A 24,374-nucleotide genomic window follows, 5' to 3' on the forward strand; every position below is an offset into this window, starting at 1 on the left:
CGGGAGATATCTTTTGTAACTTTGCCGGCGTATTAGAGCCCAAAAGACACAAATCTCCCCATTCTCAGGAATATCGTTTCGGCTGCAACCACCTTGGTAGCAGTTTCGGCTGGGAATTCACCAGCGACCGGAAAGGATACATTTTCGAATGCACATCGAGAGCCGCCGGTTCTTGACGAGCATCGATAGCGAGCTGCGGGCGAACCGTGGCTGCTTCGGATAACATAAAGAAATGACTTGTCTGCGAAGCAGACATAGGGATAAGGAAACCGGCGTGTCTGCAAGCTGGCTTGCATAAGCGACGGTTTGATTATCCCGTAAGGTGTGCCGAAGGCACAGCAGGTCATTTCTTTTAAACCTACCACAACCAATCCTAGCAGAACACGGGCGACGGCGAGCGAAACAAAGATGCGCAGGAAAGAACCGAACAGCGGCGGGTCGGTGCAGGCGAAAATAGTATGCCTTGAAGGGAGCGCCCCCCTCTTCACAACCGAAACAAAACGACGACAAAAAAAGAAAGAACTGCACTCAGCAGTTCTTCCTTCCGTGTTTTGATTTATCGATTAGAAGCAACTTTTTCCTTGTTGTCAATCGTTTCATTTTCACTTTCGATGACTTCTTTGTTTCTCTCTAAGAATCCATCAAGATTTTCTTTCTTGTAGTTGATGTAACCTCTCTTAACGTGAGGATTCTCAGCCCAAAGTCTGTCAGCTTCTTCATTCCAAGAATCCGCATAAGGCTGACATTTTTCTGTTAAATGTTCCACGCTTTCAGGAGACTGTAAGTCGGTAGAAACAGCACCTGATTTGTGAACCATCTCGCGAAGTTTTTCCGGATTCTCAAGCATCGGGCAAGGTTTAAGCATATTATCGTTAAATGGCTGACCATCACGATAAGCCATAAATAATGGCTGCTTTAAGCACTCAAGAAGTGTGTTCTTGCGGATGTTTGCTCCGGAATAGTGGATGAATACGCAAGGTTCCGCATCGCCATTTGCATTGATGTGGAAGTAGTTACGACCACCGGCAATACAACCGCCTACGAACTCGCCATCGTTTTGGAAGTCCATAAGCATGATTGGTTTGCCGCCCTCAAATGCACGAATTTCGCGCAAACGATTATAGATGTATACACGCTGTTCAGGTGTTAATAATAATTCCGTATCAGCCTCGTTACCAACCGGCATGTAGTGGAAATACCATGCATAGCGGCATCCATGATCAATCATAAGATCGATAAATTCATCAGAAGTAACCGCATCTAAATTCTTTCTTGTATAACAAACTGAACAACCGTAGAATAAGCCATATTCTCTCATAAGATCCATAGCATTAAGAACCTTCTTGAAGATTCCGTCGCCGCGTCGACCGTCATTGGCTTCTTCAAAGCCTTCTAAGCTCAAAGAGAAGGACAGGTTACCAACTTTTTGAACTTCTTTACAGAATTCTTCGTCAATTAAGGTACCATTTGTGTAGCTGTGGAAAGCAACGTCACGATGTTTTTTACATAATTTTAAGATGTCGTCCTTACGAACGAGTGGTTCACCACCGGTGAACATATAAAGATATACACCAAGTTCCTTACCCTGTGTAACGATAGAGTCCATTTCTTCAAAAGTAAGATTTAATTTATATCCGTATTCTGCTGCCCAGCATCCTGTACAGCGAAGATTGCAGGCACTTGTTGGATCCATCAAGATGAGCCATGGTATATTGCAGTTATGTACTTCTCTCATATGACGAATGGTTTTGGTTCCATGGAAGGCAGCTTCAAAACCAAGGTTTAATGCTGTCATCTTAGCAACATTTGGATCAAGTTCGTCTAACATCTTGTTTACAAATTTATTCCATTTGTGATTTTTGTCAGTAGCAAGTTTTTTGGCTCCCTCAAAAGCTTCATCAGTAAAATTGTCACCCATAAATTTTTTGGCCAATTCAATAATCTGAAGAAGACCTTTTTCTCTGTCTTTGTTCAAACGCTTTAAAGCAACATCAATTGCAGCACTAAATGCTTTTCTTTGCATAGTGTGTGTTATATTTGCCATAAAAATGTTTCCCCTTTCAAATCTGTAACGATGGTTACAAAAACAATAGTTGTTTGATGAAAATCACGTGTCGGATAAACAACACCTGTTGATTTTCTAACTACTGTATATTATAATGCGTTTGTTGTGTTAGACAACCATCAATTATTAATTTTTTGTGTGTTTTCCAACAAATTGTGCTTTGAGTGTTGGAAATAGGGAAAAATATACTACTTATAGATAGGAGAAAAGAACTGCATATGACCAAGGATAGAAGAACAAAATACACAAAGACGGTTATTCGGGATGCTTTTTACGAATTATTGCTTGAAAAACCGATAAAAAAGATAACCGTAACGGATATCTGTAAATTAGCGGATATCAATAGAAGTACTTTTTATACTTATTATGATGATGTTATGGCTCTTTCGGAGTCGATTCAAAATGAGCTGTTTGAAAATGTTCTAATATCCATTACAACAGATCATTGGTATGAGGATTTATTAAAACTCATAGACGAAAATAAAGATGTGTGTTCGGCATTGATCGGGCCATATGGAGATGCTTCCTTTTTAAAGCATTTAATTTATCTTGGTTATAGTAACAGTATGAGAGTTTGGGATAAGTTGTATCCAAAGGCAGATGAGAAAGTAAAAGATTATGCGTATTCTTTTATTTCCGGAGGAATTATTGCAATTTTGGAAAATTGGGTAGCAGATGGCTGCAAGGATGACATTGAATATGTAGGAAAGCTTCTATACGGATTGTCCATGAAAGGAATTTCTGTTATGGAGGAAGGTGCAGAGCAGACGGAACTTCCGACGGGAAAGCTTCCGGTTGATTAAGAAAGAGAATGGCTTTTGTCTTCAAAATATGAGGACGAAAGCTTTTTTGTTGTGAAAAAATAAAATGCAAATATCGCGAATTGTATATACAAAAGAAGGGAGCTGATGTATAATTATATTGGGCTATTTGTACTAATGAAGTGTGCGAGGTTAGTTATATGAGTATTGTGTATAAAGACTATTACGAGACGATGTTAGAGCGTATGCCGGGGGCATTTTTGATTTACGAGGCGCACGATAAAGGACATATAATATATGCGAATCAGAATCTGATTAAGATGTTTGAATGTGATGATTTTGGGGATTTTTTGAAATTGACAAATGGAGGTTTCAAGGGGATGGTCTATGCAGAAGATTACAGTCGCGTCCAAAAAGAAATCTGGAGTCAGATTGATTCAAAGGAGACGGACAATTGTGACTATGTGGACTATCGTATTATTACAAAGTATGGGAGGATAGTTTATGTACTGGATAATGGAAGGCTTGTGAATGATCCTGTCTTTGGAGATGTCTTTTATGTAACGCTGTTAAGTCATGATGAGCGCGGACCTTATGTTATGAAGGATTACAGCGAAAAGAAGATTATAGATAAGCGACTGATTGAGACAGAAAAAGAACTCAACCAATATCGCTTGAAGGTAGAGTCGATGGAATTACTTCATGAAGTGTTGCATTCAGGCCCGTGGAATATAGAATTTGGAGAAGATGGTGAGGCGCAAAAGGTTAGTTGGAGTCAAGTCTTTCGACAGATGATTGGATATAAGGATGAGAAGGATTTTCCAAATAAGCTGTCGGCATTGCTGAATATTGTTCATGATGAGGATCGGGAGCGGATTGAGGATAAACTCCGGGAAGTGCTTGATGATAAGACAGGGGAACTGGCCTTTGATGAGGAATTTCGTATTCGAACCAGACAGAAAGGATTGTGCTGGTTTCGGGCAGCAGGAAAGCCTGCGAGACGAGAGGATGGAACACCGAAGGGGTTCGTTGGCATGTTCATTGATATTGATGAGCATTATCACGTATAAAGATATAGTAAAGAATATCGCTTAAGACGTCGATATACATAATAGAGACATGGATGTTTCAACTCAGTCGGGGTACAAGCTCCGACTGAGTTAAACGCTCCGCGAGGATGCGCACGGATTCGGACAGGAATTTGTCTGCTAAAGCAGACCCGAATCCGGCGCGCAAGACTCGCGAGCGAGTCTTAACAATGGCTTTACAAGGAGGTAGAGATGATGTCTAATATTAGCGGAATATCTGCTTATCAGCAGATGAATCAGAATTGGAAAACAAATAAAACCAGTCAAAAAGATGCAACGAAGCAATCGTCTAAGACTGCGCCGGTAGCAGATGAGAAGATACAAACACAATCATGGAAACCAATTGATACATCAAGTTCACTTGTGCCGGTCGCAAAAGAAGGATATGGACTTAGTATCGGGGAGGTTCAGTTGTCGGATGAGGCAAAAAGCTATTATGAGGAGCTGAAAAACAAGTTCTCCGGCGCACAGTTTATTCTGGTGAGCAAAGATATGAAGTCTCAGGTTCAGGCTAATGCAGCAGCATATGGCAATGCGAATAAGATGGTTGTCTTGATAGATGAAGAAAAACTAGAGATGATGGCAAATGATGAATCGTTTCGAAAGAAATACGAAGGCATTATTTCTATGGCGCAAAGTCAGATGGCGGCAGCTAAGGATTCACTTGCAAGCACAGGTGCGAATGTGAAAAACTATGGTATTTCCGTTGGCGCAGATGGCTCTATGAAGTATTTTGCAACGCTTGAGAAGGCTACGCAGGCACAGTCTAAACGCATCGAAAAGAAACGAGAGGAAAGACGAAAAGACCGCGTAGAGGAGAATAAGAAAGCGAATAAAGAGCAGCAGCGAAAGCGAACCACGGATGCAAAGACGCAGGATGTTGAGCCAAAAGAAGAACAAGAATATGTGCTTTTTACAGCGAAAAGTCCGGAGCGATTGTATGACAAGGTTGCGGCATATGCTTATGATAATCTGACGAATAGTGTTCGGACACAAGAAGAAAGAAACCGCGGACAAAATATTGATTTTGCAGGATAAAATAAAGGGTCGTTGTTTTTAACTCAGTCGGAGAAATCCCCCACCTCTAAGCGTTAGCGTAGGTGGGGGTTATGACAAACTATACTCAGTCGGGGTACAAGCTCCGACTGAGTTAAATGCTCCGCGAGGATGCGCACGGATTCGGACAGGAATTTGTCTGCTGAAGCAGACCCGAATCCGGCGCGCAAGACTCGCGAGCGAGTCTTGACAAAAGGATGAAGTAACAACCGATATGTTCGACTTTTTTAGCGTAGCAGTCATGTGGCTGCTGCGTTTTTTGTTTTCGAAATTCCCTTGATTAGGGAGAGAGAATCAAAAAATGCGGCGATTACCAAAGGAAGAGTAGCAGGCATATGCTGGCCGTTAGCTGGGGGCTGGTTTTGTAGCGGTAAAATGCTATAATATAGGAACGAGAATTGAAAGATATGAGAGGTTTATTAGGATATGGATATGTTATCGCTTGTAGGAATATTTGTCGGACTGGCACTGATGATTTTCCTGGCTTATAAAGGACATTCTATTATATGGGTAGCTCCTTTATGCGCCTTTGTCGTGGTGCTGTTTTCGTGCGCGGCCGGTCTTGGAGAAGATAGGACGCTTCTTTCTTCTTATACGGTAGATTACATGCAGGGCGTTGGAGAATATTTTATTTCCTGGTTCCCGACGTTTTTGCTTGGTGCAATCTACGGAAAAGTTATGGATATAACCGGAGCCGCAAGCTCGCTTGCTAAAGTAATTGTACGATTGGTTGGGACTCGGATGGCAGTGCTTGCAGTGCTGATACCATGTATGCTACTAACGTATGGTGGAGTATCCTTATTTGTTGTTGTCTTTATCATGTATCCCATGGGATATGAGATTTACAAAGCAGCAGATATTCCAAGGCATATGTTGCCGGCGGTGATTGCATTTGGAGCGATGGGGATTACCATGACATGCATTCCGGGAACGCCTCAAATCCAGAATCTGATACCGATGGATTATTATGGAACAGATGCTACAGCAGCTCCGGTGCTGGGAATAGTCGCTGCTTTGTTAATCGGAATTCCGGGATACCTGTATTTGAACAGACGTGTAAAATCAGCAAAAAAGTCAGGAAAGCATTTTGAGCCGGATCCGCAGATGAGTATTGCAAATGAGGATGAGAAAAAGCCATCATGGCATTGGCTGTCTGGGCTTGTTCCGCTGATCGTTGTTTTTGTAACACTGAATATTTTGGACCTAAATATTGTAATTGCACTGATTTTAGGAATCATCTGTTGCTTTTTGTTTAATATGAATATGATGAAGGAAGTGCCGCATGCGTTGACGGAAGGGGCAAAAGGCTCTGTTACGGCGATGATGAACACGGCTTGTGCGGTTGGATTCGGGTCTGTTATTAAGATTGTACCGGGATTCGTACTCTTGACGGGATTGCTAATTGGAAGTACTTCGAATCCGGTATCCTTATTGCTATCGGAAGCTCTTGCTACAGGGGTCTTGTCCGGAGCAACCGGCTCAGCATCCGGCGGATTGTCAATCGCGCTGTCTGCATTTGCAGATAATTATTTAGCGATGGCGGATAATCTGGGAATCAGTCCGCAGTTGCTTCATAGAATTGGAGCGATTGCAGCCGGAGCACTGGATAAGTTACCGCATAACGGAGCAATCATTACCTTGTTGGCGGTGTCTCATTGTACGCATAAAGAATCATATAAGGATATTTTCGTGACCTCGGTTGTAATTCCGGTTTTGGCAACGATTATTTTGGTTGTTGTATGGGGAATTGCAATGTAATCAAAAGAAAGTTTGGATAAAGAAGCCCCGCTTATGCAGTGTGTATAAGCGGGGCTTTGTAGTTGGTTTATTGGAATTCTTCTTCTGTCTGTGGAAGATTAAGTGTATGTTCCTCGTTTAATTTTTTGCAAATTGCAACAAATGTGTCGAGAGGTACATTCTGAATCTGCTTATTTGAACCACGGACATTGATGGATACCGTCTTGTTAGCGGCTTCTTGATCGCCGAGAACCAGGATATAAGGATCTTTATAATTTTTGAATTTCTTGATTTTTGGACGCATGTTTTTGTCGGAATAATCAGCTTCTACACGGATGCCGGCATTTTCTAATGCCTGTTCCACTTCCTTGGCATAGTCATTGTGTGATTCCATAATTGGAACGATACCGACCTGGAAAGGATTTAACCAAAATGGCATTGCGCCTTTGAAGTTCTCGATGATAATACCGATGAAACGTTCAAGAGAACCATAGATGGCACGGTGGATGACAACCGGCATTTGAGGATTGCCTTCCTGGTTGGTATAGGTTAAGCCAAAGTTATGAGGAAGCTGGAAGTCAAGCTGAATCGTACCGCATTGCCACTCTCTTCCAAGAGCGTCCTTGATCTGAAGGTCGATTTTTGGGCCGTAGAAAGCACCGTCGCCTTCATTGATTTCATAACCGCCCTCGCCGTATTTTTCATCTAATATTTCCTTGAGGCCGGCTTCGGCACGATCCCATACTTCGATTTCGCCCATAAAGTCATCCGGTCTTGTGGATAATTCGGCGCGGTACGTAACACCAAAAGTGCTATAGATTTCATCTGCAATTGCGATGATATCCGCAATTTCGTCTTTGATTTGTGATTCCATAACGAAAGTGTGGTCATCATCTTGACGGAATTCCTGTACACGGAACAGACCGTTCATCTGACCTGATTTTTCTTTACGATGAAGCACGTCATATTCACTGTAACGAATTGGCAAATCTTTATAGGAATGTGTGGTTCTTTTAAATACCATCATGGCATTCGGGCAGTTCATTGGTTTTGCTGCCATGGTATCGATATTTTCTCTGTTGTAAAGAGGAGTGCCTTTCTCAAGGTGAGCCTGGGTAGAAGTACTCATCTCATCAGCCTGTTCGGCAATATCGTCAAAGTCGGCATCTGCTTTTACAAATCCGTCAATACCCGGAACAATAAACATATTGTTAAGATAATGAGCCCAGTGTCCGCTGACAAGCCACAGTTTTTTGTTGTTAATAAGCGGGCAGGAGATTTCGGTATATCCATGTTTCTTTTGCAACTGCCTAGAATAGCGCATAAGTGTTTTGTACATCTCCCAACCACGAGGAAGCCAATACGGCATGCCAGGTGCGGATTCGTTAAAGGTAAATAAGTCAAGCTGAGCGCCAATCTTCTTATGATCGCGCTCTCTTGCTTCTTGAATCAGTTTTACATGCTGTTTGAGTTCATCTTTGCTTGGAAATGCGTAGAAATAAACACGCTGCATCTGATCGCGTTTGGCATCGCCTCTCCAGTAAGCCATAGAACAGGCATGCACCTTATATGCGACGTTCATAAGATCTACGGAATTTTCAACGTGAGGTCCGCGACATAAATCGACATAATCCTCTCCGGTATAATAGATGCTGATGGTTTCGTCGTCCGGAAGATCTTTAATGAGTTCGATTTTGTATTTCTGATCCTTGAATAGTTCTAAGGCTTCTTCTTTGGAAACGACTTTTCGAGTCCAGTCTTCGCGGCGCTTGATGATTTCGCGCATCTTGTTTTCGATTGTTTTGAAATCGGACTCGGTAATGGTCTTGCCTTCCGGCAATACAAAATCATAGTATGCACCGTCATCAATCATCGGTCCGATGGCATACTGTACTTCTTTTCCATAAATCTCAATCACAGCCTTGGCAAGAATATGAGCCAGGGAATGGCGATATAAGCTTAAGAATTCTTCTTTTTCCATGTGTTTTTCTCCTTTTTCTTTTGCATAAAAAAACCCAATTCGTGTAGAAACGAATTGGGACGATTTCTCGCGGTTCCACCCAAATTGCTGCAATGCAGCCACTTAGTTAGGATCGTAACGTGATCAGACGTATCCGATTAAGGATCTCTCCGAGGTGGTATTCGCATCATATGATCGTAAAGTCTTGCAGCACCGACTTCTCTCTGGGACGCCCATATAAGCTACTGTCCTCATCAGCGATTTGTAATATTCCTTATTTACTTTATCGGTAGAGCCTGCATTTGTCAAGTGTTTCTGGGGAAAACAAAATAGCACTGCCCGCAGGCAGTGCCAATGAACATCATCTATGATTCGATTGCAATTCCAAGTTTTTCAAATAATAATTCCGTAGACTTCAGTTCTAGAATCATAACCATGGCACTCTTAATCGATGTTCCTTGAATAAACAGGGTTTCGTCAATGTATAAAACCTGTCGACCGGCAGATGACAAACTGTTATAAGCGTTATCGAGGAAATTACCTACGGTATCAATCCCGACTTTAGGTGGGGCAATATTGATATAGGTATTTGTCATTGTTGCAATGGAATTCACATAAGCAGCAGTCGTAATGTTGCCGGTTTCTTGCATAACAGAAAAATCCATGTCATTAAAATCGTCAAGAGATTCAAATTGCCTTTCGTAAAATGTATTAATTAAGGCACTTGCAAAATCCTGATGCGTGATTTGGAGCATCATTCCGTTCAAATCACCCTCAAAATCGATGGAAGTTCCAAGTACTTTCAGGTCTTTACCGCCAAGAATTTCGGTTGCTTTTTCATAATCCAACAGGAAAATCTGAGGGATTTCGATATCTACTACTTTATTTAGTAAAGTTGCAAGTGCAGTTGCTGCATTACCGGAACCGATATTTCCGATTTCTGTTAGCACGTCCAAATGCATCTCGTTTAATTGTTCTAAAGATGTGAATGCCATAATCTTCCTCCTATACACTATTTTAGATTAAGTATATCATAAGTCCTATTAAAAGAAAATGAGATATTTATAATTTCGTGGAAAAAAAGGTAAAAATTAGTTTGTGAATCTTGCACGGAAAGAAGAGTAAAATATGGGGAAATATGAAAACATAGGCAGCGCAAAAAATCTGTGCTATAATATAACGAGTTATGGGCAAAAGTCCGCAAAGGAGATAATAATCATGAGTAAAGAACTTGGAAAAACATATAATCCAAAAGATATTGAGGATCGACTTTATCAAAAATGGGAAGAAAAAAAATATTTTCATGCACAGGTAGATCGATCTAAGAAGCCATTTACCATTGTTATGCCGCCGCCAAATATTACGGGGCAGCTTCATATGGGACATGCGCTGGATAATACTTTGCAGGATATCTTGATTCGCTATAAAAGAATGCAGGGATATAATGCATTGTGGCAGCCGGGATGCGATCATGCTTCTATAGCTACAGAAGTAAAGATTATTGACAAGCTCAAAGAAGAAGGACTTACGAAAGAAGATCTTGGAAGAGAGAAGTTTTTAGAAAGAGCCTGGGACTGGAAAGAAGAATACGGTGGACGTATCGTAAGTCAGCTTAAGAAGATTGGCTCTTCTGCCGATTGGGATCGCGAGCGGTTCACGATGGACGAAGGCTGCTCAAAGGCAGTAGAAGAAGTTTTTGTAAAACTGTTTGACGAGGGCTACATTTATAAAGGAAACCGAATCATCAACTGGTGTCCGGTCTGCGAGACTTCTATTTCGGATGCAGAGGTAGAGCATGAGCTTCAGCATGGCAAGTTCTGGCATATTAACTATCCGATTGCCGGAGAAGAAGGACGCTTTGTGGAAATCGCAACGACAAGACCGGAGACGCTGCTTGGAGATACGGCAGTAGCTGTTAATCCGGAAGATGAGCGTTATAAGGATCTTATTGGTAAGAAGTTAATTCTGCCGTTGGTTGGAAGAGAAATTCCGGTAGTGGCAGATGAATATGTAGATAAAGAGTTTGGAACCGGTTGTGTTAAAATCACACCGGCACATGACCCGAATGACTTTGAGGTAGGACAGCGTCATGATCTGCCTTTAATTAATGTGTTAAATGATGATGCAACCATTAATGAAAATGGTGGAAAATACCAGGGAATGGATCGCTATGAAGCAAGAAAGCAGATGGTAGCCGATCTTGATGAGCAAGGACTTTTAGTGAAGATTGAAGATCATGATCACAATGTCGGAACACATGACAGATGTGGCACAACCATTGAGCCTATGGCAAAGCAGCAGTGGTTTGTAGCAATGGAAGAACTTGCAAAGCCTGCAAAGGAAGCGATAAAGAACGGAGAGCTTCAGTTCGTTCCGGAGCATTTTGATAAGACTTATATGCACTGGCTGGATGGCATTCGCGACTGGTGTATCTCAAGACAGCTGTGGTGGGGACATCAGATTCCGGCATATTATTGCCAGGATTGTGGCGAGATGGTAGTAGCCAAAAAAGAGAATGCACCATGTGAGTGTCCGAAGTGTAAGAGTAAGAAGATTGTGCAAGATCCGGACACGCTTGATACCTGGTTTTCATCCGCACTTTGGCCATTTTCTACACTTGGATGGCCGGATAAGACAGAAGATCTTGATTATTTTTACCCAACCAATGTATTGGTAACCGGTTATGATATCATTTTCTTTTGGGTAGTAAGAATGGTATTTTCGGGTTATGCACATACCGGAAAGTCACCGTTTAATACGGTATTGATTCATGGTCTTGTAAGAGATGACAAGGGCCGCAAGATGAGTAAGTCTTTGGGGAATGGAATCGATCCTCTGGAAGTGATTGATAAATACGGCGCAGATGCACTTCGTCTTACACTGGTTACGGGAAATGCACCGGGTAATGATATGAGATTCTATTGGGAGCGTGTTGAGACAAGCCGTAACTTTGCCAATAAAGTATGGAATGCATCCCGTTTTATTATGATGAATCTTGGAGATGAGGAAGTGACGGTTCCAAGTAAGGAAGATCTTACAACGGCAGATAAGTGGATCTTATCCGGAGTCAATAAACTGGCAAAAGAAATGACGGAAAACATGGATCGCTTTGAACTTGGAATTGCCGTTCAGAAAGTATATGACTTTATTTGGGATGAATTTTGTGATTGGTATATTGAGATTGTAAAACCTCGTTTATATAGGAAAGAAGAAGAGCCGGTACCGGCAAATGCAGCTTTGTGGGTGCTTAAGACGGTTCTGTCTAGAGCATTAAAACTCCTGCATCCGTTTATGCCGTTTATTACGGAAGAAATCTATTGCACACTTCTTCCGCAGGAAGAAAGCATTATGATTAGCGAATGGCCACAATACAAAGAAGAGTGGGAGTTCAAAAAAGAGGCTGCAACCATTGAGGAAATCAAAGAGATGGTTCGTTCGATACGTGCAAGAAGAACCGATATGAACGTTCCGCAGAACAAGAAGGCTAAGGTTATTATCGTTGCAAATGATGCGGATAAGGCCAAGACCTTTGAAGCACTTAAGTCTTCCTACCAGGCACTTGCAAGCGCCAGTGAGATCGTAGTGCAGACAGATAAGACGGGAATTGATGATAGTGCAGTTTCGATTGTTTGTTTAAATTGCGTGATCTATATTCCGCTTGAAGAACTGGTTGACTTTGAAAAAGAAAGAGAACGTCTTGAGAAGGAAAAGGCACGTCTTACAAAAGAGCTTGCGCGTTCTAAAGGAATGCTTTCGAATGAAAAGTTCTTATCAAAGGCACCGGAAGCAAAGGTGCAGGAAGAAAAGGATAAGCTTGCCAAATATGAACAGTTGATGCAGCAGGTAGAAGCACAGCTTGCACAGTTGTAGGAAAGAAATAGTCCTTGCAATTTGGACATCGCTATGCTAAGATTAGTGCGTTATATGTAAAAAGCGAAGAAGGAGACTTGGTTGCTTAGAGGCCGACAGGAATACAGCGTCACCGACTGAGAGCGCTGTTTGGAAGAGAGCGATGCAGGAACACTCCGGAGCCGGCTGGTTGAAGGAAGAGTAGGTCAGCACGTTAGGCGCGTTAAGTCTTCAAGAGAAGAGATGAGAGAATCTCTTAACGCGGGTGGTACCGCGGGAATGATTAAGTAATCCCGTCCCGGCAGATGGTTATAGTCTGCCGGGATTTTTTTTCTTATAAAAAAGGAGTATGAATATGGATTTTTTAACAGGAGTTAACAAAAAAGATGTTTTTGAAATTACTGATTTACTTGATGAAAAGTTAATTGGTAGTGAAGTTGCGGTAGAAGGATCGGTGCACAGCATTCGAGATATGGGTGAGGTGGCATTCGTGATTCTGCGTAAGAGAGAAGGACTTTTGCAGTGTGTTTATGAAGAAGGAAAGTCTGGATTCAAATTATCTGAGATTCATAATGGTTCAACGGTTTCTTTAAAGGGAACGCTGGCGGCTGAAGAACGTGCGCCAAGAGGAATCGAGGTTCGAATCTCTTCGCTTACAGTGCTGTCTTCGCCGGTAGAAGCGATGCCGCTTCCAATTGATAAATGGAAGATGAAGACATCCTTAGAAGCAAAGCTGAATTATCGTTCTATTTCGCTTAGAAATGTGAGAGAACGTGCAAAATTCAGAGTGCAGGAAGGAATTGTAAGAGCATTTCGTGATTTCCTTCATGAACAAGGATTTACAGAAATACATACTCCAAAGATTGGAGCAAAGGGAGCGGAAGGAGGAGCGAATATCTTTAAGCTTGATTACTTCCACAGACCTGCAGTGCTTGCGCAGTCGCCACAGTTTTATAAGCAGATGATGGTTGGCGTATTTGACCGGGTGTTTGAGGTTGGACCGGTCTTTCGTGCAGAAAAGCATAATACCAAAAGACATTTAAATGAATATACGGGGCTTGACTTCGAGATGGGATTCATAGATGGATTTGAAGATGTTATGGCTATGGAAACAGGATTTTTACAGAAAATGACGCAGATTCTGCAGACGGAATATGCTCAGGAAGTGAAAATGCTTGGGATAACGCTTCCAAATACAGATAAGATTCCATGCGTTCGCTTTGATGAAGCGAAGAAGGTTGTAGCGGAAACATACAATCGCGAGATTCGAAATCCATATGATCTTGAGCCGGAGGAAGAGCAGCTGATAGGAAAATATTTCAAGGATAAATACGATGCAGACTTTGTGTTTGTAACGCATTATCCATCAAAGAAAAGACCGTTTTATGCGATGGATGATCCGGCAGATTCTACCTATACATTGAGCTTTGATTTGCTATATAATGGAATGGAAGTGACAACCGGAGGTCAGCGTATTCATGACTATCAGATGCTTATGGATAAAATTGCAGACCGTGGTATGACAGATGAAGGCATGGATCAGTATCTGTCTACCTTCAAACATGGTATGCCACCTCATGGAGGATTGGGAATCGGATTAGAACGTCTGACAATGCAGATGCTTGGAGAGGAGAATGTAAGAGAAGTCAGCCTCTTCCCAAGAGATATGAGCCGATTAGAACCATAAGAAGTATTGCAGCTAAGGAAGCAGGGGTGTTCTTATGAAGCGTAAACTTGTATCAATTGTAGTAGTGGGTTGTATGGTGTGCATGTTAGGAGCGTGTTCAAACACAGAGGAAACGGATGAACTATCAATTCGAACCGAAGAATATGTATCTCCACTTGAAGATGTTGTGACAGCAGATACCACTACAGTGGCAGACGAGACGACGCAAGAGGAGCAGCTGCCGGTGGCAGAATCGCAAACGGAGGCAGAAGGCTCTACGTCGGAAACGGATTCGGTAGATACGTCTGTACAAGAAGAGCAGGAACAATCGGAAAGCAGTGAGGAAACGCAGGAAGAGCAATCGCTTGATGAGAGTTCACAAGAAGCGTCCTATGACGTAGAAATGGAGACGTATTATAAGGCAAATGGAACGACCATTACGTATCCGGTGATATCCGGCTGGGAAGATGAGTTCAGTCAGGATGAATGGAATATTTTGTTTAAGAAATTCGCTAAGCAAGAGAAAAAGATTGCAACGCGTAATAAGAATAATGATGTAACGGTGAACTGGGAAGTGAAGACGCAGACGGATGATCTGCTTTCTCTTGTCGTGATTTACGAGGAAGATCTTGATGGAACCGCAAGGCCGTATACATACTGCGATACTTATAATATTAATATGCAGACCGGCGAGAAGGTGAGACTCAAGGACATGGCAGACGTGTCTGAGGTTGCGACAACACTTCTTGATACAGAAAATTACACAATCTCAAACGAGGACCTTAAGATAAAAGATGTCTTTTCCTATTCGACAAAAGGCAGTGGAAGTATCAGTGAAAAACAGTTGGTACATGATCTTAAAGGTTTTGATAAATCAAAATCCAATCTGCTGAAAAAAGGCGGATATAAAGTCTATGGAAGTTCTTTTATGGAAGATGACAAGGTGGTGCTTGTTATGGATGTTAGCTATTCCATGGGCGAGTATGTATGGATTACCATTGATTAGAAAGGAATTGTTATGGCAAATATTATTTCGGATGAAACCATGGAATATGTTGGAATTCTTGCAAAACTTGAATTGACAGCAAAAGAGCAAGCACAGGCCAAGAAAGATATGGAAAGCATGCTGGACTATATTGATAAATTGAATGAGCTTGATACCACTGGGATTGAGCCAATGTCGCATGTGTTTCCGGTGAACAACGTCTTTCGTGAAGATGTTGTGGAAAATGAGGACGAACATGACAAAATCATGAAGAATGCACCGGCAGTTAAAGAAGGCAGCTTTAAAGTGCCTAGAACTGTTGAATAATGGAGGACAACAATGATTGAAATGACAGCCGTCCAACTTGGTAAACAGATTGGACAAAAACAGATATCCGTAGCAGAAGCTGTGGAAGCATCTTTTGCGCAGATTGAACGTGTGGAAAAGGATGTAAACAGTTTTGTTACTTTAGATAAAGAGGCAGCACTAAAAAGTGCGGCAGAGGTACAAAAGAAGATTGATGCAGGAGAACTTACAGGACCGCTTGCCGGTGTTCCGGTGGCAATTAAAGACAATATGTGTACGGAAGGAATGCTTACAACTTGCTCATCTAAGATTTTGAGCAATTTCCATCCGACGTTTTCCTCAGAAGCAGTGCTCAATCTTCAGCGTGAAGGCGCTGTTATCATTGGTAAGACCAATATGGATGAATTTGCAATGGGAAGCACAACGGAGACTTCTTATTATGGACCAACCAAGAATCCTTGGAATCTGAATCATGTACCGGGAGGTTCTTCGGGTGGATCTTGCTCGGCAGTAGCAGCAGGAGAAGCTTTTTACGCACTTGGTTCTGATACGGGTGGATCAATTCGACAGCCGAGTTCGTTTTGCGGTGTGGTAGGAATTAAGCCTACTTATGGAACGGTATCCCGTTATGGGCTTGTAGCATACGGTTCTTCATTGGATCAGATTGGACCGGTTGCGAAAGACGTGACGGATTGTGCAACAATTCTTGAAGCGATTGCTTCATATGACAGAAAAGATTCAACATCAATTAAGCGCGAGGATACTAATTTTACAGAAGCGTTAAAGGCGGATGTAAAAGGAATGAAGATTGGTATTCCAAGAGACTATTTTGGAGAAGGTTTGGATCCGCAGGTAAAAGAAGCTGTGTTAAAGGCAGCACAGGAGCTGAAAGCACAAGGTGCCGAGGTGGAAGAGTTTGATTTAAGTCTCGTAGAGTATGCAATTCCTGCTTATTATGTCATTGCAGCAGCGGAAGCAAGTTCGAACTTAGAGCGTTTTGATGGAGTAAAGTATGGCTATCGCTCGCAAGATTACGATGGTCTTCATAATATGTATAAGAAAACGAGAAGTGAAGGTTTTGGTGCAGAAGTAAAGCGTCGTATTATGCTTGGTTCTTTTGTGTTAAGTTCCGGTTATTATGATGCTTATTATTTGAAAGCACTTCGTGTAAAGGCGCTTATTAAGCAGGCGTTTGATCGCGCGTTTGAAAAATACGATGTGATTCTCGGACCGGCAGCACCGACAACAGCGCCGAAACTAGGAGAGTCTTTGGCAGATCCGATTAAGATGTATTTGGGTGATATCTATACAATTGCAGTGAATCTGACAGGCTTGCCGGGAATCAGCGTGCCTTGCGGTATGGATGATAAGGGACTTCCGATTGGTGTTCAACTTATTGGTAACCGTTTTGAGGAAAAGAAGATTATTCAGACTGCATTTACGTATGAACAGACAAGAACGCTTTTGTACAGCCCGCTTTACAAAGGCATAGAAAAGGAGGCACGTTAGGCATGAGTAAACAATACGAAACCGTCATTGGTCTAGAGGTTCACGTAGAGCTTGCAACCAAGACAAAGATTTTTTGTGCCTGCACAACACAGTTTGGAGGTGCGCCGAATACCCATACTTGTCCGGTCTGCACCGGTATGCCGGGATCTCTTCCGGTACTGAACAAAAAGGTCGTGGAGTATGCTATGGCGGTAGGTCTTGCAACGAATTGTGAGATTACCCGCATGAATAAATTTGACAGAAAGAATTATTTCTATCCGGATAATCCACAGAATTATCAGATCTCACAACTTTATCTGCCGATTTGCAGAAATGGACATGTAGATATTGAGACGCCTGCCGGAACAAAAGCAATCGGCATACATGAGATTCATATGGAAGAAGATGCCGGAAAACTCATTCATGATGAGTGGGAAGATGTTTCATTGGTTGACTATAACCGTTCCGGTGTGCCGCTGATTGAAATTGTATCTGAGCCGGATATGAGAAGTGCAGACGAGGTAATTGCTTATCTTGAAAAACTGCGTTTGATTATACAGTATTTAGGAGCGTCCGATTGTAAATTGCAGGAAGGTTCTATGCGTGCGGATGTGAATCTTTCGGTCAGAGAAGTTGGAGCAACAGAGTTTGGAACAAGAACTGAGATGAAGAACCTGAATTCTTTCAAGGCAATTGCAAGAGCAATTGAAGGCGAGCGTGCCCGCCAGATTGAGCTGATTGAGGAAGGAAAGCAGGTTATTCAGGAGACTAGAAGATGGGATGATAACAAAGAATATTCCTATGCAATGCGTTCGAAGGAAGATGCACAGGATTATCGTTACTTCCCGGATCCGGATCTGGTACCGGTTATGATTAGCCAGGAATGGATTGATGAAATCAAAGCGAAACAGCCGGAGCTTCGAAGCGAGAAGCTTGTTCGATATAAAGAGCAGTATAAAATACCGGATTATGATGCACAGATTATTACGGAATCTAAGCATATGGCCGATATATTTGAAGCAACATGTGAACTTGGTGCAGCACCAAAGAAAGTATCAAACTGGCTGATGGTAGAGACGATGCGACTTTTGAAGGAAAATGAAATGGAAGCAGACGATATTAAGTTCTCGCCTAAGAATCTTGCTGCCCTTATTAAGCTTACGGAGGATGGAACCGTCAACTCTTCGGTTGCAAAGGAAGTATTTGAAAAAATCTTTGCAGAGGATATCGACCCTGACAAATATGTAGAAGAGCATGGTCTTAAGACGGTTAACGACGAAGGCGCACTGCGTGAGACGATAGAAAAAGTTATTGCAGATAATCCACAGTCTGTTGAAGATTACCGAAACGGAAAAGAAAAAGCAATTGGATTCTTGGTTGGCCAGACCATGAAGGCAATGAAGGGAAAAGCAAATCCGGGTAAAGTAAACCAGATTCTAAAGGAATTGTTGTAATAAAAAAGGATCCTTACGCGTGAGGAGAGTTATATATGAGTAAAAATGATGATTATATGGAAGTTGATACGAAAGAGGAAGAAGCAGATGTCATTGATGAGAACGTGACAACGGATTTTACGTATGTTGCGGAGAATGCTCCGACGGATGAGCAGACAGATGACCGTTATGAGGATGTCTGTGTCATGTGTCAAAGACCGGAAAGCAAAGCCGGTAAGATGATTCATATGACAGCGGAAATCTGTATCTGTAATGATTGTATGCAAAAGACACTTGATACGATTAGTAATACGGAAAAGGATAATCCGAATCATCTAGGAAGTATTTTTGGACCAAATATGGGTGGACATTTTCCGAATATCAGCATGGTGAATTTGTCGGATTTGCAGGATATGTTCCCGCAAAGACAAAAAATTAAGAAAAAGTCCAAGGACAAGAATTCGCAGCCGTTAATTGACCTGAAAGATATTCCGGCACCGCATAAGATTAAAGCGCAGCTGGATGAATATGTAGTAGGTCAGGACTACGCGAAAAAAGTGATGTCTGTTGCGGTATACAATCACTACAAAAGGGTTGCAACCGGAACCATGGATGATATTGAAATTGAAAAGTCGAACATGCTAATGATTGGACCTACCGGTAGTGGTAAGACCTATCTTGTTAAAACGCTGGCAAGATTATTGGATGTTCCGTTGGCGATTACCGATGCGACCTCTCTTACAGAGGCTGGTTATATTGGTGATGACATCGAAAGTGTGGTTTCAAAACTTCTTGCTGCGGCAGATAATGATGTCGATAAAGCAGAGCATGGTATCATCTTCATTGATGAGATAGATAAGATTGCCAAAAAGAAGAATACGAACCAGCGCGATGTTAGCGGAGAGTCTGTACAGCAAGGGATGCTAAAGCTTCTTGAAGGTTCAGAAGTTGAAGTGCCGGTAGGAGCAACCAGTAAGAATGCGATGGTGCCGATGACAACTGTAGATACGAGAAATATTTTATTTATCTGTGGAGGTGCATTTCCGGACCTTGAAGATATTATCAAGGAACGCTTGAATAAGCAGTCATCTATGGGATTTAAGGCAGATCTTAAGGATAAATATGATAATGAGGAGAATCTATTACAGCAGGTAACGGTGGAAGATGTCAAGAATTTTGGAATGATTCCGGAATTTATCGGACGTTTGCCGATTATCTTTTCGTTGGAGGCGCTTACAGAGGAAATGCTTGTCAAGATTCTAAAAGAGCCTAAAAATGCCATCATCAAGCAATATCAAAAGCTACTTCAATTAGATGAAGTGGATCTTGTGTTTGAAGATGAAGCGCTGCATGCGATTGCAAAAAAGGCAAAGGAAAAGGAAGTGGGTGCGAGAGCGCTTCGTTCCATTATCGAGGAATTTATGCTTGATATCATGTATGAGATTCCAAAGGATGATAATATCGGTCGCGTGACAATTACCAAAGATTATATTGAAAAGAAGGGTGGCCCGAAGATTGAAATGCGGGTTGCTGGTCTTATAGAATAAGCAAAAAAGCTCACATCATTTCGGGATGTGAGCTTTTTTCGTTTTGCGGAGCGCTTGATTTAAGCGGAGGGTGTCAGGAGAGCGTTAAAACAAGAAGATGCTTCCGGCAACCATGATTATGATGGAGCACAGCACACTAATGGAATTGGCACAGCTTGCTTTGGCGCCGCTTCCGCCGCAACGCACTGTAAATACCGAACACATAGCGCCGATTGGTGCGAAGGAAAGAAGCACAAGAATCTTGCGATATTCAAGAGAAAATGGTAGGGCGTAGAACATAAAAAGGGCCAATAATACAGAAAAGCCAAGATGGGCCAAAATTAATTTCACAATATCAGATAGGAAATCCTTATTGGCATGAAATTCAAATAATATACCAACCATGAGCATTGCGATAAATGCATTTGCATTTGCAATAGGAGAAAGAAAGGTTCCAACTTGGGCGGGAATCTTGATATTGAAAAGCATTAATATCATCATGGTCAGATAGACATCGAGGCAGAAAGAAGAAAACATTCTTTGACATAATAACACGATGGGGTGGATGCGCTTTTTGGCACCGCCCGGATAAATATCGAGCATCGTTGTGGTCATCGCATAATTGCCTGCTACCATATTGATTGCGTTTCCGATATCGAACATACAGCATAGAACCGTGGCGGTAGGACCAAACAGTGTCTGCAGAACCGGAAGACCAAAGCATCCGATGTTGCGCCCGTCAAGGTTAAGCATGTAATAAGCTCTCGTTTCTTTTGGGAGTTTTTTTGTTGCAAAAAATGCAATGATAAGCGGAATGACACCGGCAAGGAGCCCGATCGGAATCAGCAAAAACAAAGAAGTGTCGCGCTCGAAATTGGAAAAACCAACTACGATAGAAGCCGGAAGTGTAAAGTTCATCATGATTTTTGCGAGCAGATTGGAATTTTCTGCTTTGAAAAAGCCGACCTTTTTTAGAACTGCGCCGGCGATAATTAATAAAATGTATAAAATTGGTTTTGATAAATCCATAATGGAATCCCTCTTTTCAACTAACACATTCTAACAAATGAAATTTGGAAAGTCAATTTTGCAAAAAAATTAAGTACAGTTAACAAAAGTTAAGCGCAGGTGTTTGCATAAAAAAGGCAGGTAGTACTAAAGTAACACAAAAAATAGACGCTGATTGAACAAGATTACCAAAACTATACCAAGTATACATTGTATAAATATACAGAATATACATAACGATATTGAAAAGGCTGCGCTCAAGGTGGTATAATTGCACAAAAGACAAATAAAAACATAACAGAATATAGCAAAAGAGCACATACGCAGAGACAATAGGGGTGTAGTTCTCTGCGATATGCATATAGAAAGCGTTTCCAAAAAAAGTGTTTTCGGCAGTTTTCTATAATCCGGAAAGGAGCTGATTAAAACGAAAAAAGGGTGTTGTTGATTATAGAAGGTGCTAAAACAATAAAAATGAGAGGAGTATTTTCACTATATGAAAAACACAAAATTATGGAAAAGCGTGTTACCGGCCGCACTATCGGTAGCGATGGTCTGCACAGGCGCAGCACCGGTTTTGGCGACGACAGGACAAGAAGATGATGCATTGTCTATTTCGGATGCAACAACTAATGATCTGACAGTATCCTTAGACTCTCAATCACTTAACGTGAAGGAGTATATCGATGCATATGTAGCAAATCCAACGGATGTATGCGGAACCGGAACGAATTGGGACGGTGTTGACCAGGCGGTTGATATCTATGTACCGGAGAATGCGACGGAGGACTCGGCAGTATTATTGTGCGTGAATAATGCGGGCTGGCAGGCAGATGCGTGGTCTGGCAGAACGGTCCAGATGACAAATAGTTCTGAATATGTAAGTACGAACGATTCGGATATTATTGGTGCTGCATTGAAAAGAGGGATGATAATCGTAAGTTATGGATGTAGAAGCCGTAACGATAATCCGGATTCTGATGGAAATTATATCAGTCATGCACCTGCAACAATGACCGATACGAAAGCGGTGATTCGATATCTTCGTGCGAATGCTGAAGAAATTGGAGCCGGCGATATGGACAAGATTGTTGTTACCGGAACATCGGGAGGAGGAGCCTTGACAACAATTATCGCTTCTTCCGGTAACAGTTCTGATTATTATGAATCGTTATATGAAATTGGAGCAGCCGGAATTGAAAAAACAAGCGATGGAGAGTATGTATCGACAATTGGGGATGACGTATTTGGAGCAATTGCATATTGTCCAATTAATGACTTGAGAGAAGCAGATGCGGCATATGAATGGACTTATGGAAGTACCAGACAGACAATGATTTCAGAAGGCACAGCGGAGTTTCAAAATGCCTTTACCGAGTCTTATACTGCAGAAGATATGATGAAGGCTTCTTCGGCATTGGCAGATCAGTACAGTGATTATGTGGATGGACTTGGACTTGCGCTTGATGATGGTACACCACTGACATCGGATAATCTCGAAGATGCAATCGTTGGACTTTTGGAAGATGAGATTACAGAATCTATTGAAGAAGTTGGAAGTGAACAGATGACAACAGATTCTACAGCTGCACCAACAAGAGCCAACACAACAAGTCAGTATACTTCAGGAAGCGATAATTGGACACCATGGCTGACGATTAATGAAGATGGAAGTTATGATTTTGACTATGATCAGTATCTGTATTGGATTGGAAGAAATGTAAAATTAAAAGTTGCCTGCGCATTCTCAAACAAGGGACTTGGAATTGCACAGCAAAATGAAGATTCTTTATATGGTTCTACATCAGTGGCATATAGCCCATATGAATTCTATTCATGGAATAATGATGCAACATTAGGAAATGGAGTTGGTCTTGATGATACCGGTCTAAGCTTTGATCGTTATCTGAAGACAAAAGCAGGTAAGACACTTGCAGCACAGCTTCGCATGACAACACCGATTTCTTATCTGACAGATGATTCCGGTTCAGATGCCGGAGAATCAGCGAAATACTGGTATGTAAGACATGGCATGGCAGATCGTGATACATCATTTGCATTGCAGACAATTCTTCGTTATGCACTTACCAATGACGATTCGATTGAGGATGTTAATTTCGAATTTGCATGGCTGAAACCACATTCAGGAAATTATGATGTGCAAGAAGCTATGACATGGCTGGATGCTTCTATTGCAGAGGCTGATGCGCCTACATCAATTGAGGGAGCTGAGGTTACACTTGCAAAGGATTCTTATACCTATGACGGAAAGAAAAAGACACCAAATGTTGTGGTAACACTTGCAGATGGAACCGTTCTCGATGAAGATGATTACGATGTGACTTATACGAAGAATACCAATGTTGGAACAGCAACCGTTACGATAACCGGTAAGGGGGATTATACCGGAACAGTTACTGCAACCTTCAAGATTACGAAGGCTAAGCAGACAATCAAGCATTCTTCAAAGACAAGCTATACGTATAGTCGTTCGAAAGTGAGTAAAGCAAAGCAGACGATTAAGATTGGTGCTTCGGCAAAAGGAAAAGTTACATATAGTGTTTCTTATCCAACCGGTAAGAAGGGTAATGTGACAGTGAAAAACGGCAAGATTGTAATTAAGAAAAATGCAGCAGCCGGAACTTATAAAGTTAAGGTAAAAGCAGCCGCAACCACAAATTACAAGGCAGCTACCGTGACTATTAAGATTAAAATTAAAAAATAAGTTTTCTAAAAAAACATGGAATATGCCATCCGATGGATTTCGGATGGCATATTTGCTAGAGTGAGAGAAAAGACATGGTAAAAGCACGATGAAAAGGGGCAATCGTCTCAAGATGATAATGTTTTTTTGTATGATATAGGATTGACGGCATATAAGAAAACATGATATATTATAGGTGGATAAAAGTGAGTTTTAAGGTAAATATTGTTTTGTTTTCAAAGAAAGAAGAGGATTGATTTTATGAAGAAAACATACATGACTCCTCAGATGGAGATTGAATTATTTGTGCCAAATCAAGCGGTATCCACTTGTACAGTTGATAAAAACACATCATGGGCTTTTGACTGTATGAAAGGACCGAATGTAGATTACGCAAGTAATATTATTAATTCTACAATTGCTAGCAACTGTGGAACACAGGTTGGATATGCCGGTGGTGTTTTGACTGCGAAATATAGAGGCGGAAGTTCGCATTCGAATCATAACTCCAGCATGGCAACTTGGACTTCAGAGCAATCAGGAAGTAAGAGATATTTAGTTGTAAATTACTCTTCCGGAGATGGTCTGTTATATGCAGAATCTGATAATAACGGACGTAATACCAGCAAGGGTAATTGGTCTGTGAAAAGCAATTATATTGTAAATGAGGGTGCAAGCCGAATGCATGCAATGGTAGCACCGGTAATTAGTACAACCAGCGTAAGCTCAAGCTGGTAGAATC

At 41.7% G+C, this 24,374-nt stretch carries 17 protein-coding genes and 1 other annotated feature; of the genes, 13 read left to right on the plus strand and 4 right to left on the minus strand.

Annotation, left to right across the window (positions count from 1 at the left end):
* Positions 1–556: 556 nt before the first annotated feature.
* On the minus strand, positions 557–2,044 hold the full coding sequence (locus tag BLS20_RS04480) for a radical SAM/SPASM domain-containing protein (protein WP_090172679.1): 1,488 nt from the start codon (positions 2,042–2,044) through the stop codon (positions 557–559).
* Positions 2,045–2,283: 239 nt separating this feature from the next.
* On the opposite strand from BLS20_RS04480, the gene BLS20_RS04485 reads away from it, so the two are divergent.
* The 4 genes from BLS20_RS04485 to BLS20_RS04500 all read left to right on the plus strand — a co-directional run bounded on the left by BLS20_RS04485 (position 2,284) and on the right by BLS20_RS04500 (position 6,728).
* A complete protein-coding gene (locus tag BLS20_RS04485) occupies positions 2,284–2,868 on the plus strand; it encodes a TetR/AcrR family transcriptional regulator (RefSeq protein ID WP_090172681.1) in 585 nt (194 codons plus the stop codon).
* A 158-nt stretch (positions 2,869–3,026) separates the two neighbouring features.
* On the plus strand, positions 3,027–3,896 hold the full coding sequence (locus BLS20_RS04490) for a PAS domain-containing protein (protein WP_090172683.1): 870 nt from the start codon (positions 3,027–3,029) through the stop codon (positions 3,894–3,896).
* Between the two features lie 213 nt (positions 3,897–4,109).
* On the plus strand, positions 4,110–4,952 hold the full coding sequence (locus tag BLS20_RS04495; RefSeq protein ID WP_090172685.1) for a DUF6033 family protein: 843 nt from the start codon (positions 4,110–4,112) through the stop codon (positions 4,950–4,952).
* Between the two features lie 444 nt (positions 4,953–5,396).
* Positions 5,397–6,728: a GntP family permease gene (locus BLS20_RS04500; RefSeq protein ID WP_090172687.1), complete on the plus strand. Its 1,332-nt coding sequence runs from the start codon at positions 5,397–5,399 to the stop codon at positions 6,726–6,728.
* A 67-nt stretch (positions 6,729–6,795) separates the two neighbouring features.
* Here BLS20_RS04500 and BLS20_RS04505 read toward each other — a convergent pair whose 3' ends face one another.
* Together BLS20_RS04505 and BLS20_RS04510 are read right to left on the minus strand one after the other, a co-directional pair.
* A complete protein-coding gene (locus BLS20_RS04505; protein WP_090172689.1) occupies positions 6,796–8,688 on the minus strand; it encodes a threonine--tRNA ligase in 1,893 nt (630 codons plus the stop codon).
* Positions 8,689–8,740: 52 nt separating this feature from the next.
* Positions 8,741–8,934 (minus strand) — a binding site (T-box leader).
* A 98-nt stretch (positions 8,935–9,032) separates the two neighbouring features.
* Positions 9,033–9,662 carry a chemotaxis protein CheC gene (locus BLS20_RS04510; protein ID WP_090172691.1) on the minus strand — a complete coding sequence of 210 codons (630 nt, stop codon included), beginning with the start codon at positions 9,660–9,662 and terminating at the stop codon, positions 9,033–9,035.
* A 223-nt stretch (positions 9,663–9,885) separates the two neighbouring features.
* Here BLS20_RS04510 and BLS20_RS04515 point away from each other — a divergent pair, with 223 nt between their 5' ends.
* From BLS20_RS04515 to clpX, 7 genes are all read left to right on the plus strand, one after another.
* Complete coding sequence (locus BLS20_RS04515; protein ID WP_090172693.1) at positions 9,886–12,537, plus strand: valine--tRNA ligase; 2,652 nt, start codon at positions 9,886–9,888, stop codon at positions 12,535–12,537.
* A 334-nt stretch (positions 12,538–12,871) separates the two neighbouring features.
* Positions 12,872–14,203 (plus strand): aspartate--tRNA(Asn) ligase, encoded by a 1,332-nt coding sequence (aspS, locus tag BLS20_RS04520; RefSeq protein ID WP_090172695.1) that lies wholly within the window; start codon positions 12,872–12,874, stop codon positions 14,201–14,203.
* 34 nt (positions 14,204–14,237) lie between these two features.
* Entirely contained in the window at positions 14,238–15,188 is a 951-nt protein-coding gene (locus BLS20_RS04525; protein ID WP_090172698.1) for a hypothetical protein, read from the plus strand.
* Positions 15,189–15,200: 12 nt separating this feature from the next.
* Positions 15,201–15,494: an Asp-tRNA(Asn)/Glu-tRNA(Gln) amidotransferase subunit GatC gene (gene gatC, locus BLS20_RS04530; protein WP_090172700.1), complete on the plus strand. Its 294-nt coding sequence runs from the start codon at positions 15,201–15,203 to the stop codon at positions 15,492–15,494.
* A 12-nt stretch (positions 15,495–15,506) separates the two neighbouring features.
* Positions 15,507–16,982, plus strand: coding sequence for an Asp-tRNA(Asn)/Glu-tRNA(Gln) amidotransferase subunit GatA (gene gatA, locus BLS20_RS04535; protein WP_090172703.1), 1,476 nt, complete (start codon positions 15,507–15,509; stop codon positions 16,980–16,982).
* 2 nt (positions 16,983–16,984) lie between these two features.
* Complete coding sequence (gene gatB, locus BLS20_RS04540) at positions 16,985–18,415, plus strand: Asp-tRNA(Asn)/Glu-tRNA(Gln) amidotransferase subunit GatB (RefSeq protein WP_090172705.1); 1,431 nt, start codon at positions 16,985–16,987, stop codon at positions 18,413–18,415.
* Between the two features lie 35 nt (positions 18,416–18,450).
* A complete protein-coding gene (clpX, locus tag BLS20_RS04545; protein ID WP_090172707.1) occupies positions 18,451–19,941 on the plus strand; it encodes an ATP-dependent Clp protease ATP-binding subunit ClpX in 1,491 nt (496 codons plus the stop codon).
* Positions 19,942–20,025: 84 nt separating this feature from the next.
* Here the strand turns inward: clpX and BLS20_RS04550 are convergent, their stop codons facing one another.
* Positions 20,026–20,949, minus strand: coding sequence for an AEC family transporter (locus tag BLS20_RS04550; protein WP_090172709.1), 924 nt, complete (start codon positions 20,947–20,949; stop codon positions 20,026–20,028).
* A 475-nt stretch (positions 20,950–21,424) separates the two neighbouring features.
* Between BLS20_RS04550 and BLS20_RS04555 the strand changes: the two genes are divergently transcribed.
* Together BLS20_RS04555 and BLS20_RS04560 are read left to right on the plus strand one after the other, a co-directional pair.
* The gene (locus tag BLS20_RS04555; RefSeq protein ID WP_090172711.1) at positions 21,425–23,653 is read left to right on the plus strand and encodes an alpha/beta hydrolase fold domain-containing protein; all 2,229 of its coding nucleotides are present in this window, start codon (positions 21,425–21,427) and stop codon (positions 23,651–23,653) included.
* Positions 23,654–23,893: 240 nt separating this feature from the next.
* Positions 23,894–24,370, plus strand: a complete 477-nt coding sequence (locus BLS20_RS04560) for a hypothetical protein (protein ID WP_090172713.1) — start codon at positions 23,894–23,896, stop codon at positions 24,368–24,370.
* Positions 24,371–24,374: the final 4 nt, after the last annotated feature.

It is taken from the genome of Eubacterium oxidoreducens, assembly GCF_900104415.1.
Lineage (GTDB): Bacteria > Bacillota > Clostridia > Lachnospirales > Lachnospiraceae > Eubacterium_C > Eubacterium_C oxidoreducens.